Genomic DNA, 12,773 nt, shown 5'->3' with positions numbered 1-12,773 from the left:
CGCTCCCGCGCCGCGAAGCCCGGCCTCAGCAGCACGTAGTGTTTCTTGAAGGTCCCTGACTCTTCAAGCGGGAGTGAACCGATGCGCAGACGCACCTTTCTCCGTTCCAGCTCCGTGGCATTGCCTGCCGTCGCACTGGGCCTCTCGACAGCCGGGAGCGCCGCTGCCGACGTCCGCCCCACCGGGTCAATTGCCTACCCGTTCAGCACCATTGATGTACCTGCGAAAAGTGCGCCGTGGACCCTGGAAACGAACCGCGCCGCGCTGCTGGTCCACGATATGCAGCACTATTTTGTGAAGGCATATGCGCCGCATGCCGATCCCATCGCCACCGTGCTGAAGAACATCAAGAGCCTGCTTGACGTCGCGCATGCCCGCGGCGTGCCCGTGCTCTACTCAGCGCAGCCCGGCGGTATGACACCGGAGCAGCGCGGACTCTTCGGTCAGCTCTATGGTCCGGGCATGCCGGACGACGACGCCGAGCGTGCGATTGTCGATCCCCTAGCCCCGATGACGACAGATACCGTGCTGACGAAATGGAAGTACAGCGAGTTCTTCCGCTCTGAACTTCTGGAGATTCTGCGTAACGCCAACCGCGATCAGCTGATCATCGTCGGCGTCTACGCCTTCTCCGGAATCACCGTGACATCTGCCGACGCGGTCCAGAACGACATTCAGGCATTCGTCGTCTCCGATGCCGTGGCGGACTACACCGCTACGGGGCACAACCAGGCACTCGCCTGGTGCGCGGAGCGGACCGCCAAAATACTGACCACCCGGTCCGCGATAGCGGCACTTGATAACTCGTAACAGCTGACGGCACGACAAAGGCCGCTTGCGTCACACGCAAGCGGCCTTATGTCTTTGTGCCTAGACCAGCGCGGGCACGGTGGCCAGCGCCTGGGCGACGCCCGAGACGATCGCCGCGATCTTGAGTGCCTCGAGAATCTGCTCGCGGGTCAATCCGGCCTCACGCAGCACCTTCTCGTGCGAACCGACGCAGAAGTGACAGCCGTTGATGGTCGACACCGCGAAGGACCACAGTTCGAACTCCGCCTTGTCGACGCCGGGGTTACCGATGATGTTCATCCGCAGACCCGGGCGCAGGTCGTCATAAGCACCATCGAGGAAGCCCCGCCCGCGGTAGAACACGTTGGTCATCGCCATGATCGAGGCCGCGCCGAGTGCGGCGTCGAGTGCCTCGGGCGACAGCACGGTGGCAGCCTCTTCGCGAATCTCCTTGAACACCTGATCGTTCCGGGTGGCCGCCGCCGTCGCGACGAGAGTGCCCCAGAGCTGGGCCGGCGACAGTACGGTGCCACGGGCGACCGTACCCAGGTTGAGCTTGAGATCCTTGGCGTACTCGGGCAGCGCCTCTTTCAGGTTGTCAATAGACACAGTTACCCAATCCTCCTAAACGCCCGCGCTCATCAGCTCGCCCGCATCGATCGTCGGGTCACCCTTGCGCCAGTTGCAGGCGCACAGCTCGTCGGACTGCAGCGCGTCGAGCACGCGGAGCACCTCGTCGACGTTGCGGCCCACCGAACCCGCGGTGACGGAGACGAACTGGATGATGTTGTCGGGGTCGACGATGAAGGTGGCGCGGTCGGCCACACCATCGGAGTTCAGCACGCCCGACGCCTCGGCCAGCTCGCGCTTGAGATCGCTGAGGATCGGGAACGGCAGGGTCTTGAGGTCCTCATGCTGTGCCCGCCACTGGAAGTGCACGAACTCGTTGTCCACCGACGCGCCCAGCACCTGGGTGTCGCGATCGGCGAACTCGTCGTTCAGACGGCCGAAGGCCGCGATCTCGGTGGGGCACACGAAGGTGAAGTCCTTCGGCCAGAAGAAGATCACGCGCCACTTGCCGGGGTGGTCCTCGCTGGTGACGGTGGTGAAGTAGTCGTCAGGCTGCTGGGCGTTCACCTTCGACAGATCGCCGCCGATGACCGCAGTCAGGTTGTAGGCCGGGAATTCATCGCCGATGGTCCGCAGAGTCACGATTCTCCTTCACGTATTCGCTGAATGCTTACTGGCACCATCGTGCCGGAAATCTTTCAAAAACAAAACGTGATTGTTGGCACTATATTGATAGGTATGTCCGATCGTAGTTATCAGCCGACTCTGGTCGGCCTGCGCGCTTTCGTGGCTATCGCACGAAAGCGGCACTTCGGAAGCGCCGCCGCCGAGCTCGGCGTGAGTCAGCCCTCGCTGTCGCAGGCCCTGTCCATGCTCGAAGAGGGGCTGGGGGTGCGGCTCGTCGAGCGCAACACCCGCAAGGTGCTGCTCACTCCGGAGGGCGAGGCGCTACTGGAGAAGGCCACCAGCGCGCTGGATGCGGTCGACGAATTCACCTCGGCCGCAAGCGGGGTGCGCGATCCGTTTGCGCAAACGCTGCGACTCGGCTTGATTCCCACGGTGGCCCCCTATGTGCTGCCCATGGTGCTCAGCGGACTGTCCCGTGAGTTCCCGGAGATGTCCTTGCGGGTCACCGAGGACCAGACCGGCCGGCTGCTGCGGTCCCTGGCCGATGGGTCCCTGGATGTAGCGGTCATGGCGCTGCCCGCGCAAACTCCGGGCATGGCGGAGATTCCCATGTACCGGGAAGATTTCGTTCTCGCCCTGCCGTCCGGACATCCGCTTGCCGGCAGCACGAAGGTCGAGCCCGCCGATTTGGCGGATATGCCGCTGTTGTTGCTGGACGAAGGACATTGCCTGCGCGATCAGGCTCTGGAGGTATGCCAACTCGCGGGAGTGCGGCCCGATCTCGGACACACCCGTGCGGCTTCGCTGGCCACCGCTGTGCAGTGTGTCGAGGGCGGCCTCGGCGTCACGCTCATCCCGGGCACCGCGGTCACCGCCGAGACCGCCAGCGGCGGACTGGCCACCGCCACCTTCGCGTCACCGGTACCAGGCCGCCGGATCGGATTGGTGTACCGGGCGATCAGCGGCCGGGAGGACGCCTACCGACGGCTGGCCGGGCTGCTGACCCAACTTGTCGCGGCCGTGCACCCGGTCTTGGCCGAGGCGGTCTAACGCCAGCGGGCCAGGATTTCCTCGGCCCGGGCCGAGAGTGCGCGCTGCAGAAACGGCCCGAAACTGATCCGCCCGACGCCCAACGGACCAAACGAGGCCGGATCATCCACATCGGGCAGCGCGATCGCGTTCACCGGAAGCGGCAGCTCAGATGTCAAGCGTCGCTGCACATCCGGATCATGACGGCCTACCGGGTACAGCGAGTCGGCGCCTGCCTCGGCAGCGAGCGTTAACCGCGTAATGGCCCGATCCACCCGGTCCGACTCGTCCCCGATTTGACGCAGGAGGATGTCCGTCCGCGCGTTGATCACCACCGGCACGCCCGACTCATCGGCCGCAACCCGCAGTGCCCCAACAAGATCGGCGTGCTCCTGCGGTTCACGAATCCGGCCGCCTTCGCTATGTACCGAGTCCTCGATGTTCAGACCGACCGCACCCGCCTCGATCAGTCCCTCGATGAGCCGCTGTGGCGTCTGCGCATAGCCGGACTCGATATCCACGGACACCGGCAGGTCGACCGCGGCGGTGATCTGCGAGACCCGTGCCACCACGTCCTCAAATGACATGCCCTCCGCATCGGCCTTACCCACCGAATCGGCGAGCGGATGCGAACCCACCGTCAACGCCGCAAATCCGGCATCGGCGGCGAGCTTCGCGGACCAGGCATCCCACACCGTCGGCAGGAAGACCGGGTCACCCGGCACATGAAGCGATTTCAGCAGAACGGCCTTAGCGGCAAGGTCACCGGAGGTGTTGGTCATGCCTACATCCAACCCCGTCCCGCACGGATTTACTCCACCGGTGCGCCCGCGGAACCGCGCCGTGCCATAAGGCGCGCAACCGCGTCGTGCATATGCTCCTCGATCAATCGGTACGCAGCAGGCGCATCACCGGCGCCGATCGCCGCACACAGGACCTCATGCTCACGGACCTGTTCCGTCAGGTCCGGGTAGGCGCCCTGCAGTTCCCCCAGCAGCATCCGGGTCTCCAACAGCAGGGTGCGCATGGCGCGGCGCAGCCGGGGGCTTCCCGAGGAATCCACCAGCACCTCGTGAAAGTCCTGATCGGCGTCGGTCACCGCGACGATATCGCCGCGAGCGGCGGCCTCCGTCATCACCGCCACCGGCACGAGCAGCCGCCGGTAAGCGGTAACGGTGTCGCCGGACATGATGCATTCCAAGGCCGCTCGTTCGATGGCCGCCCGCGACCGGTAGACATCGTGGACGTCTTCATCGGTCAGCTCGATGACGAAGATGCCGCGATTGCGCTCGCTGCGCAGCAGACCCTCCGACACCAGGCGCTGCATGGCTTCGCGTAGTGGTCCACGGGAGACCGCGAACTGCGCGGCCAACGACGCCTCCCCCAGCTGGGCTCCGGGGGCCAGCACACCGCGCATGATCGCGATGCGCAACCGCTCGGCGATCAGCTCCGCCGTCGACTGCCGTTCCAGGGGCGCGAACTCCTCAGGTACCAGCGTCGTCATGTCGTCTCCTGAAAAGCCGCCCCAAACCCGGAAAATCGGGCACCTCTTTGATTAATCGCAAACCTTCCCACACCGTGACCTGGTTCGCGGTCAATACCACTTTGTCCAGCCGAGATTCGAGCCGCTCAACGTGCGCGACGGTGTGCATGGCGGTGTCGGGAATCAACAGCGCCTCGGCGTCTGGATGGTCGTGCGCATCTGCCAGCTCGTCGACCTGGCTCGCGGTAAGCCGGCCCACCTCGGCCGCCGTGTCGATGCCCGCCTCGCCCATCGACACGACCTCAATGTCGTGCGCGGCCAGAAATGCGACGAACAGCTCGGCGATATCGCGCGGATAGCTCGCAGCCACCGACACTTTCGAAATCCCCAGCGCTACAGCCGCGTTGACGAAGGCGAAGGACGTGCTCGACGCAGGCGTACCGCTGGACTCGGACAGGAGCGCCACTTGATGCGCCGCGCCCTGCGGACCGTAGACAAAGCTGCCCGAGGTGCACGCCCACACCACAGCACCCGGTTCATGAGGGCGCAGCAGTCGAGCACCCTCGGCGAGTTTCTCCGGACTGCCCAGATCGAGCAGTTCGGGCACGGCATGCAGGTCGGTGCCGTAGATGTGCACGACAGGGAAGTTCATGTCCAACTGGCGCGCCACCAGTGGGTAGTCCGACTCGGCCGCGTGATCCGGGTAGATAAATCCCACCGTCGGACGCGTATTACTCACTCGAACCTCCTCCGAAGACATCGCGAAGCCACTTACCGGGCCCCATCATGGGAAGACTCATCCGGTCCAGACAGGCCCAGATGGTCAGTTGGTTAGCCGTCAACACCGGCTTGCCGAGCAGCCGTTCCAACGGCTCGATCACGTCATAAGTGCGCAGGTTGGTACAGCTGACGAAAATCGCTTCGGCATCATCGGTGTCGGCAGCGAGAATTCGCTCGGCGACGGTGCGGTAGTTGACCTTCCAGATGCCCCCGCCCAGGCCCAGATGATCTGTCCGCACCACCGTTACCCCCAACTCCCCCAGGAACTTGGCGAGCAGCTCGGTCAGCTCGGCGTCGTAGGGAGTGATGACGCTGATCCGGCCGATACCCAGGGCGGTCACGGCCTCCGCCAGCGCACCGGAGGTGGTGACAGCAGACTTGGCACCAGTCGCCATGATGGCCTCGACCAGCGACCGCTCGTGTTCGACACCGCGAATGAAACTGCCCGAAGTACACAGGTATGCAACGACTTCCGGCTCGACGTGCAGGACATCGCGGGTGGCCGCCTGCAGGTGAGCGGTATTGGAAACCAACTCGGCCATGGCCCTGCTCACCGGTACCGGCTCATACGGGGTACGGGCCAGATGCAGCGATACCTCGGCCGGAACCCAACGCCACAGCTCACGCTCCAGCGCAAGGTCGAAAGGCGCAATGATGCCGATGCCGCGCTGATCAGCCGACTCCGAGAAATCGGGAAGAGACGAGAAATCCACCGGCAAGACCTAACACTCGCAGCATCGCTCCGCGCTCCGAGCGATCACTCAGATTGTTGACAATCATACGATATCTCCATACCGTGTCAACGTGAGCGCGCGCCCGATTCTCGCGGATGAGCAGCTTGCGCGAAGACCAGTGGTGGCCGTGCAACACTCACCTAATTCGGTACCGGACCGACTCGACACCATGGCCGCGTCCGCTGAGCTACGACTAGTGGAATCGGACCAACTCGCCACGGCGCTGCCCGGAGCCGAGATCCTCTTCGTCTACGACTTTCGTTCCTCGGCGCTGCGCGAAACATGGTCCGCCGCAGACTCATTACGCTGGGTGCAGATCGCGGCCACGGGTGCCGATCCGGTGCTGTTCGATGAACTCGTCGAGAGTGACGTGGTACTGACCAATTCCCGCGGTCTGTTCGAGCGCCCCATCGCCGAGTACGTGCTGGCACAGATCCTGGCTTTCGCCAAGGACATTCGCCGTTCCACGCGCGCCCAGGCCGCGTTGAGCTGGCGCCATTTCGAATCAGAATCCATCGAAGGCGTGCCCGTAGCGGTACTCGGTACCGGACCGATCGGCCAGGCCATCGCCGCCCTCTTGGCCGCGGTGGGCATGCGGGTTACCGTGCTCGGCAGAACCGAATCCGCCGAGCTGTCTTCCCATGTAGCCGATGTCGAGTATCTGGTGCTCGCCGCCCCGCTTACCGCGAGCACGCACGGAATCGTCAACGCACGCGTGCTCTCGGCGATGCCAACGACAGCCCGGCTGATCAATGTGGGCCGCGGCGAACTGGTGGGCACGTGGGATCTGGTGTCCGCACTGAATCAGGGAGCCATTGCCGGGGCCGCATTGGACGTCACCGATCCCGAACCGCTGCCGGTGGGACACCCTCTGTGGCGCACACCGAATACGTACATCACCCCGCATAACAGCGGCGATGTACACGGATGGACCGACCGTCTTCAGGACCAGTTTGTCGCCAACTTCGACCGCTATCTGCGTGGCGAGGAACTTCTGAATATCGTCGACAAGAACAGGATGCACCGCAATGCATGAACCCACCGATCCCACCGAGATGACCGCTCTGGAGCTGGTGGCCGCGTACACCTCGGGTGAACTGTCTCCGGTGGAGGCGACAGCCGCGGTGTTGTCCAAAATCGCCCAAACCGACAGCGCCATCAATGCTTACTGCCTCGTCGACGAGGAAGCCGCTCTGGCAGCGGCCACACAATCCGAGGAGCGATGGCACGGTCACTACACCCGTGGACTACTCGACGGGGTGCCGATCTCCATCAAGGACGTCTTCCTGACCCAGAACTGGCCGACCCTGCGGGGCTCGGGCCTAGTCGATCCGGCTGGCCCATGGGAGGCAGATAGCCCCGCTGTACATCGCATCCGGGCCGACGGCATGGTCATGGTCGGCAAGACCACCACGCCCGAGCTGGCCTGGAAGGGGGTTACCGATAGCCGTCAGCGCGGAATCACCCATAACCCGGCCGACCCGCGCCGCACGGCAGGTGGGTCTTCCGGCGGCAGCGCGGCTGCGGTGGCCGCCGGCATGGGCCCGATGTCCATCGGCACCGATGGTGGGGGCAGCATCCGGATACCCGCCAGCTTCTGCGGCGTAGTCGGTTTCAAACCCACGCACGGCCGGGTCCCGATGTACCCGATCAGCCCCTTCGGGCCGCTGGCACACGGTGGCCCGATAACTCGCACGGTGGAAGACGCTGCGCTACTGATGGACATCATCAGCCTGCCGGACCACCGCGACCCCACCTCGCAGCCGCCCACCCTCACCACCTACCGCTCGCAGGTCTACCGGGATATGACAGGCCTGGATATCGCCTACTCACCCACGCTCGGCTACGCCGACGTCGATCCCGAGGTCGCCGACCTGGTCGAAAACGCGGTGAACGCCCTTGACGAGGCCGGGTTGCCCGTGACCCACGCAGATCCGGGATTCTCCGACCCCATCGATGCCTTCGAAATCCTATGGGCTGCAGGGGCAGCCGCCAGTCTCAACAACTATGGCACCCTCAGCGAGGTACGCGACGGGATAGATCCAGGGCTGGCCCAGATGTGGGACATCGGCCTTGAGGCCTCCGCCACCGAGTATCTGGGAGCACGCAACGCCTGTGTAGAACTGGGCGCCATCATGGGTGCTTTCCACGAGATCCACAATGTGCTCATCACCCCGACCGTGCCGATCCCCGCGTTCCCGTTGGGCGCCGACGTCCCGCCGAACTCAGGGATGCGCTGGTGGGCACAGTGGACACCATTCACTTACCCGTTCAACATGACTCAGCAGCCGGCCCTGTCGATTCCGGTGGGCCGCACCTCAACGGGGCTGCCGGTCGGCATGCAGATCATCGGCCCGCGGCACAGTGACGACCTGGTGCTGGCGGTCGGCCATTTCGCCGAGCGGGTGCTCGCGGGCTAGGCCCAAACTAAGCCCGCGCGAAGGCCAACTGCTCGCCCTGAACGCCGGTGAGCCACAGATCCTGGCAGGCGGCCGCGATATCGGCCAGACCCTCTTCGATGGTCGCGAACACATTCCCGGGCACCCATCCGGCGTCCCCGTTGATCAGCAGATTGTTGCGGCCATAGAAGATCGCCAGATCGGTGGCGCCCTGCGCCGAATGCGCTTCCGATCCCGGCTCGTACCCGTAGGCGGGGTTACCGATCTCCCATGGCTCGAACCCAAAGAAGCACACATCCCCGGGGATCGGGGTGATGGTTGGATTCTCCCGGCCGGGCGCCGGCAGTAATGGCGGCAACAGGGTGTACACCTCGTTGCGCGCATACTTTGCGTGGTATGCCTGACCTACGACCGGCAGTGAGTTCCATACCGTTTCACAGGTTCTCGGTGCCTCAGCGTCGAGCAGCCGGGCACGGCACGTGACGCCCCGCTTGGTCAGCGTGATGGATATGTAGCGATCCATCACAGCTCCGCCAACACGGTGCTCCAGATGCCCAGGGCATCGGATATCTGATCGGCCGTCACTACCAGGGGTGGAATCATCCGCACCACATTCATATGTGGACCGCACATCAGCAGGAGCAGCCCCTTCTCGGCCGCCAACGCCTGGGCCCGGGCAGCGAGCTGGGCCGCAGGCCTGCCGTCCACACTGAACTCCACACCTACCATCAACCCCAGACCGCGCACATCACCGTCAATCCCTCTCTCGGCAGCGATCTTTCGCGCACCGTCGAGAAGCTCCCGGCCACGCGCCCGAGCGTTCTCGACGAGCCGTTCCTCGTCGATCACGTCGAGGGTGGCCAGCGCAGCCGCACAGGCAACGGCATTGGCGCCATAGGTTCCGCCCTGCGAACCGGGCCAGGCACGCCCCATCAGCTCGGCAGAGGCCGCGATACCCGAGATGGGGAACCCGCTGGCGATTCCCTTGGCCATCACCAGAATGTCTGGCGTCACGCCAAAGTGCTGATGGCCGAAATACTCTCCGGTGCGGCCGAATCCGGTCTGCACCTCGTCAACCACCAGCAGGATGCCGTGCTGGCGAGCGCGTTCGGCGACGCCGTTGAGGAACTCGGTGTTGGCGGGGATGTAACCGCCCTCGCCCAACACCGGTTCGATGACCAGCGCTGCCACCTGATTGGGTGCCGTCGCGGTGGCGAACAGGTAGTCCAGCTCTTGCAGCGCGAACCGGGTGGCCTCGGTCTCGCTCCAGCCATACCGATACGCCGTCGGGAACGGAGCCGTGTACACGCCGGCCATCAAGGGGCCGATTCCCGATGAGAATCGTGGCCCCGAGGTGGTCATGGTGGCCGCGGCCAGGGTACGTCCGTGAAATCCACCTTGGAACACAACGATGTTCGGGCGGCCGGTGGCCTGCCGCGCCAACCGCACGGAGGCCTCGATGGCCTCGCTGCCCGAGTTGGCGAAGAACAACGAATCTAGATCCGCAGGCAACACATCACCAAGACGGCGCACCAAGTTCTGCAATGGTCGATGCATCACCGTGGTGTACTGCCCGTGAATGAGCGTGGCCACCTGCCGTTGCGCGGCCTCGACCACACGAGGATGGCAGTGACCCGTACTCACGACACCGATACCCGCAGTGAAATCCAGGTATTCGCGGTCACTTTCGTCATACAGATAGCAACCCTGGCCTCGCACCGCCACCACCGAGGTGGCCTGCTTGAGCACGGGCGATAACGCAGTCACGGCATCCCTTCCACTGACATACTCAGAACTATTGTCGATTGTTGACAATCTCCCTAGCATGGTGGCATGCATCCAGGCGCAGTGTCTACCCCCCTGTCCACCGAAAGCGCGGTGGTCGCCGCCGCGCTTTCCCAGCAGCTCCGCCACGGCCCTACCTTCCCCGTCGTGGACCCCTCGACCGAAGAGGTGCTGGCCGATGTCGCCAACATGGACGGCCGCGCCGCACTCACCGCGTTGAGTAATGCGGTTGCCGTCCAACGCTCCTGGGCCTCGACCTCGCCGCAGCAGCGCGCCGACATACTGATGCGTGCCTACACGCTGATGATCGAAAGCACCGAAGACCTGGCCCTGCTCATGACCCTGGAGATGGGCAAGCCCCTCACCGAGTCACGCGGCGAGGTCACCTACGCGGCAGAGTTTTTCCGTTGGTTTGCCGGCGAAGCGGTACGCCAGGACGGAGGCGTGATGCTGGCACCCGACGGCGGATCACGGTTGATCGTGACCCACCGCCCGGTGGGCCCCTGCCTGCTGATCACGCCGTGGAACTTCCCGCTGGCCATGGGCACCCGAAAGATCGGCCCCGCATTGGCCGCGGGCTGCACCTGTCTGGTCAAACCGGCCGAACAGACGCCACTGTCGATGCTCGCCCTACTCGGCATCCTGCGCGAAGCCGGAGTTCCCGACGGGGTGGTATCGGTGATCACCACCGCCGACCCCGGACCGACCATGGCACCCCTGCTTGCCGACCCCCGAGTGCGCAAGCTCTCCTTCACCGGATCCACCGAGGTGGGCCGCTACCTCCTCACGCAGTGCGCACCTACCGTCAAACGCACCTCGATGGAATTGGGCGGAAACGCACCGTTCATCGTGTTCGACGACGCCGACCCCGAAGAGGCCGCCGCCGGCGCGCTGATCGCCAAGATGCGCAACATCGGCCAGGCCTGCACCGCTGCCAACAGGATTTACGTGCAGCGCGGTGTCGCCGGAGCGTTCACCGAGGCGCTCACCGCAAAGCTCGGGGCGCTGCATATGGGACGCGGCACACAACCCGGTGTCGATGTCGGCCCGCTGATCGACCCAGACGCGGTGGCCAAGGCCGACCGGCTGGTCACGGACGCCCGGAAGCGCGGTGCCACAGTGCGATTGGGCGGCGAGATTCCTGACGGTGCCGGATACTTCTACCCTCCATCCCTGCTGACCGACGTGCCCGATGACAGCGACATGATGCGGACCGAAATCTTTGCCCCAGTGGCCGCCATAGCGAGCTTCGACACCGAGGAGGAAGTGATCGCCCGCGCCAATGACTCCGAATTCGGTTTGGTGGCATACCTGTACACCAATGATGCCCGACGCGGATGGCGGGTTTCCGAGCAATTGGAGACCGGCATGGTGGGGCTGAACCGGCCCGTCGTGTCCACCCCCGCCGCCCCCTTCGGCGGCGTCAAACAATCCGGGATCGGACGGGAAGGGGGCTTCGCGGGAATCGAGGAGTTCCTGGAGACCAAGTACATCGGCGCGGCCGTATGAACGCCCGGATGAATGTGGCGACCATTCCGGGAGACGGGATCGGCGTCGACGTGACCAGGGAGGCCGTCAAGGTGATGGACGCCGCCACCGGCGGCCGCATCGAATGGACCGAATTCGACTATTCCTGCCAGAGATACGCCAACACCGGCGCCATGATGCCCGCCGACGCACCCGCGACGCTGGCCGGATTCGACGCTATTCTGCTTGGCGCGGTGGGGTATCCGGGCGTGCCCGATGACGTCTCGCTATGGGGACTGCTCATCCCGCTGCGGCGCGCCTTCAACCAGTACGTGAACCTGCGACCCGTACGTCTGCTGCCCGGTATCGCCTCGCCTCTGGCCGGAGTATCTGCCGATGCCCTCTCGATGGTCATCGTGCGCGAGAACACCGAGGGCGAATACTCGCCAATCGGCGGCATTCACAACCGCGGCAATCAGAACGAATTCGCGCTTCAGGAATCGGTTTTCACGCGCATCGGGTGCGAGCGCATCATCCGGTACGCATTCGAGCTGGCCGCGTCTGCCGGATTCCGCGTCTGCTCGGCCACGAAATCGAACGGCATCATTCATTCAATGCCTTACTGGGACAGCATCTTCAACATGGTGGCGGCCGAGTACCCACAGGTTCCCTCCGTGTCGATGCACGTCGACGCTCTTGCCGCCCGGATGATCAGCGATCCCGGCAGCCTGGACGTCATCGTTGCATCCAACCTCTTCGGCGACATCCTCTCCGACTTGGCGGCGGCGGTTACCGGAGGCCTGGGACTGGCGGCATCCGGAAACATCAACCCGGAACGAACCGCCATCTCCATGTTCGAATCGGTGCACGGTTCGGCACCCGACATAGCCGGCCAGGGCATCGCCAACCCCATCGCACAGATACTGGCCGGCGCCATGCTTCTGGACCATCTGAACGAGCCTGACGCGGCCAACAAGATTCGTCTCGCCGTCGACCAGGTACTGGAGGAAGGTCGCGTTCGCACGCCCGATCTCGGAGGTAGCGACACCACCGAGCAGCTCGGCACAGCAATCGCCGAAACTGCTCGGTGATCTTGAATTAACTGACGAC

Annotated in this window: 14 protein-coding genes; 6 read left to right on the top strand and 8 right to left on the bottom strand. The window is 64.5% G+C overall.

What is annotated here, in order from left to right:
* Positions 1 to 81: 81 nt before the first annotated feature.
* Entirely contained in the window at positions 82 to 810 is a 729-nt protein-coding gene (locus AOT83_RS08615) for an isochorismatase family protein (protein WP_030097264.1), read from the top strand.
* Between the two features lie 60 nt (positions 811 to 870).
* Here the strand turns inward: AOT83_RS08615 and AOT83_RS08610 are convergent, their stop codons facing one another.
* The gene (locus AOT83_RS08610; RefSeq protein ID WP_030097265.1) at positions 871 to 1,398 is read right to left on the bottom strand and encodes an alkyl hydroperoxide reductase; all 528 of its coding nucleotides are present in this window, start codon (positions 1,396 to 1,398) and stop codon (positions 871 to 873) included.
* A 15-nt stretch (positions 1,399 to 1,413) separates the two neighbouring features.
* Positions 1,414 to 2,001 (bottom strand): peroxiredoxin, encoded by a 588-nt coding sequence (locus tag AOT83_RS08605; RefSeq protein ID WP_030097266.1) that lies wholly within the window; start codon positions 1,999 to 2,001, stop codon positions 1,414 to 1,416.
* A gap of 96 nt (positions 2,002 to 2,097) precedes the next feature.
* Between AOT83_RS08605 and AOT83_RS08600 the strand changes: the two genes are divergently transcribed.
* The gene (locus AOT83_RS08600) at positions 2,098 to 3,036 is read left to right on the top strand and encodes a hydrogen peroxide-inducible genes activator (RefSeq protein ID WP_030097267.1); all 939 of its coding nucleotides are present in this window, start codon (positions 2,098 to 2,100) and stop codon (positions 3,034 to 3,036) included.
* On the opposite strand, the gene AOT83_RS08595 is transcribed toward AOT83_RS08600, so the two are convergent.
* The 4 genes from AOT83_RS08595 to AOT83_RS08580 are packed head-to-tail and all read right to left on the bottom strand — an operon-like array spanning position 3,033 to position 5,991.
* A complete protein-coding gene (locus tag AOT83_RS08595) occupies positions 3,033 to 3,797 on the bottom strand; it encodes an isocitrate lyase/phosphoenolpyruvate mutase family protein (protein ID WP_030097268.1) in 765 nt (254 codons plus the stop codon). The two genes, AOT83_RS08600 and AOT83_RS08595, sit on opposite strands and share 4 nt — an antisense overlap.
* Before the next feature lie 29 nt (positions 3,798 to 3,826).
* Complete coding sequence (locus AOT83_RS08590; RefSeq protein ID WP_030097269.1) at positions 3,827 to 4,519, bottom strand: GntR family transcriptional regulator; 693 nt, start codon at positions 4,517 to 4,519, stop codon at positions 3,827 to 3,829.
* Positions 4,500 to 5,237, bottom strand: coding sequence for a maleate cis-trans isomerase (locus tag AOT83_RS08585; protein ID WP_078344332.1), 738 nt, complete (start codon positions 5,235 to 5,237; stop codon positions 4,500 to 4,502). The genes AOT83_RS08590 and AOT83_RS08585 overlap by 20 nt, the downstream gene beginning before the upstream one ends.
* Positions 5,230 to 5,991, bottom strand: coding sequence for an Asp/Glu/hydantoin racemase (locus tag AOT83_RS08580; RefSeq protein ID WP_030097271.1), 762 nt, complete (start codon positions 5,989 to 5,991; stop codon positions 5,230 to 5,232). Before AOT83_RS08580 ends, AOT83_RS08585 begins: the two co-directional genes overlap by 8 nt.
* Before the next feature lie 190 nt (positions 5,992 to 6,181).
* On the opposite strand from AOT83_RS08580, the gene AOT83_RS08575 reads away from it, so the two are divergent.
* The gene (locus tag AOT83_RS08575; protein WP_199347690.1) at positions 6,182 to 7,048 is read left to right on the top strand and encodes a D-2-hydroxyacid dehydrogenase; all 867 of its coding nucleotides are present in this window, start codon (positions 6,182 to 6,184) and stop codon (positions 7,046 to 7,048) included.
* A complete protein-coding gene (locus AOT83_RS08570; RefSeq protein ID WP_057965461.1) occupies positions 7,041 to 8,432 on the top strand; it encodes an amidase in 1,392 nt (463 codons plus the stop codon). The genes AOT83_RS08575 and AOT83_RS08570 overlap by 8 nt, the downstream gene beginning before the upstream one ends.
* Positions 8,433 to 8,439: 7 nt before the next feature.
* Here the strand turns inward: AOT83_RS08570 and AOT83_RS08565 are convergent, their stop codons facing one another.
* Both AOT83_RS08565 and AOT83_RS08560 read right to left on the bottom strand, forming a co-directional pair.
* Positions 8,440 to 8,934: a DUF3830 family protein gene (locus AOT83_RS08565; protein WP_030097274.1), complete on the bottom strand. Its 495-nt coding sequence runs from the start codon at positions 8,932 to 8,934 to the stop codon at positions 8,440 to 8,442.
* Positions 8,934 to 10,139: an aminotransferase class III-fold pyridoxal phosphate-dependent enzyme gene (locus AOT83_RS08560; RefSeq protein ID WP_109394542.1), complete on the bottom strand. Its 1,206-nt coding sequence runs from the start codon at positions 10,137 to 10,139 to the stop codon at positions 8,934 to 8,936. The genes AOT83_RS08565 and AOT83_RS08560 overlap by 1 nt, the downstream gene beginning before the upstream one ends.
* Positions 10,140 to 10,289: 150 nt before the next feature.
* Between AOT83_RS08560 and AOT83_RS08555 the strand changes: the two genes are divergently transcribed.
* Together AOT83_RS08555 and AOT83_RS08550 are read left to right on the top strand one after the other, a co-directional pair.
* Positions 10,290 to 11,705, top strand: a complete 1,416-nt coding sequence (locus tag AOT83_RS08555; RefSeq protein ID WP_030097276.1) for an NAD-dependent succinate-semialdehyde dehydrogenase — start codon at positions 10,290 to 10,292, stop codon at positions 11,703 to 11,705.
* An 8-nt stretch (positions 11,706 to 11,713) separates the two neighbouring features.
* Positions 11,714 to 12,754 carry an isocitrate/isopropylmalate family dehydrogenase gene (locus AOT83_RS08550; RefSeq protein ID WP_346424252.1) on the top strand — a complete coding sequence of 347 codons (1,041 nt, stop codon included), beginning with the start codon at positions 11,714 to 11,716 and terminating at the stop codon, positions 12,752 to 12,754.
* Positions 12,755 to 12,773 lie beyond the last annotated feature (19 nt).

Source organism: Mycobacteroides sp. H001, from assembly GCF_001440005.1.
Classification (GTDB): domain Bacteria; phylum Actinomycetota; class Actinomycetes; order Mycobacteriales; family Mycobacteriaceae; genus Mycobacterium; species Mycobacterium gwanakae.
The sequence above is the reverse complement of the archived record's forward strand: the minus strand, read 5'-3'. Positions and strand labels throughout refer to the sequence as shown.

Bases quoted from the DNA above. Each gene is read 5' to 3' on its own strand.
- AOT83_RS08595 (WP_030097268.1), bottom strand. From the start codon at position 3,797: ATGACCAACACCTCCGGTGACCTTGCCGCTAAGGCCGTTCTGCTGAAA.
- AOT83_RS08575 (WP_199347690.1), top strand. From the start codon at position 6,182: ATGGCCGCGTCCGCTGAGCTACGACTAGTGGAATCGGACCAACTCGCC.
- AOT83_RS08615 (WP_030097264.1), top strand. From the start codon at position 82: ATGCGCAGACGCACCTTTCTCCGTTCCAGCTCCGTGGCATTGCCTGCC.
- AOT83_RS08570 (WP_057965461.1), top strand. From the start codon at position 7,041: ATGCATGAACCCACCGATCCCACCGAGATGACCGCTCTGGAGCTGGTG.
- AOT83_RS08565 (WP_030097274.1), bottom strand. From the start codon at position 8,934: ATGGATCGCTACATATCCATCACGCTGACCAAGCGGGGCGTCACGTGC.
- AOT83_RS08600 (WP_030097267.1), top strand. From the start codon at position 2,098: ATGTCCGATCGTAGTTATCAGCCGACTCTGGTCGGCCTGCGCGCTTTC.
- AOT83_RS08550 (WP_346424252.1), top strand. From the start codon at position 11,714: ATGAATGTGGCGACCATTCCGGGAGACGGGATCGGCGTCGACGTGACC.
- AOT83_RS08590 (WP_030097269.1), bottom strand. From the start codon at position 4,519: ATGACGACGCTGGTACCTGAGGAGTTCGCGCCCCTGGAACGGCAGTCG.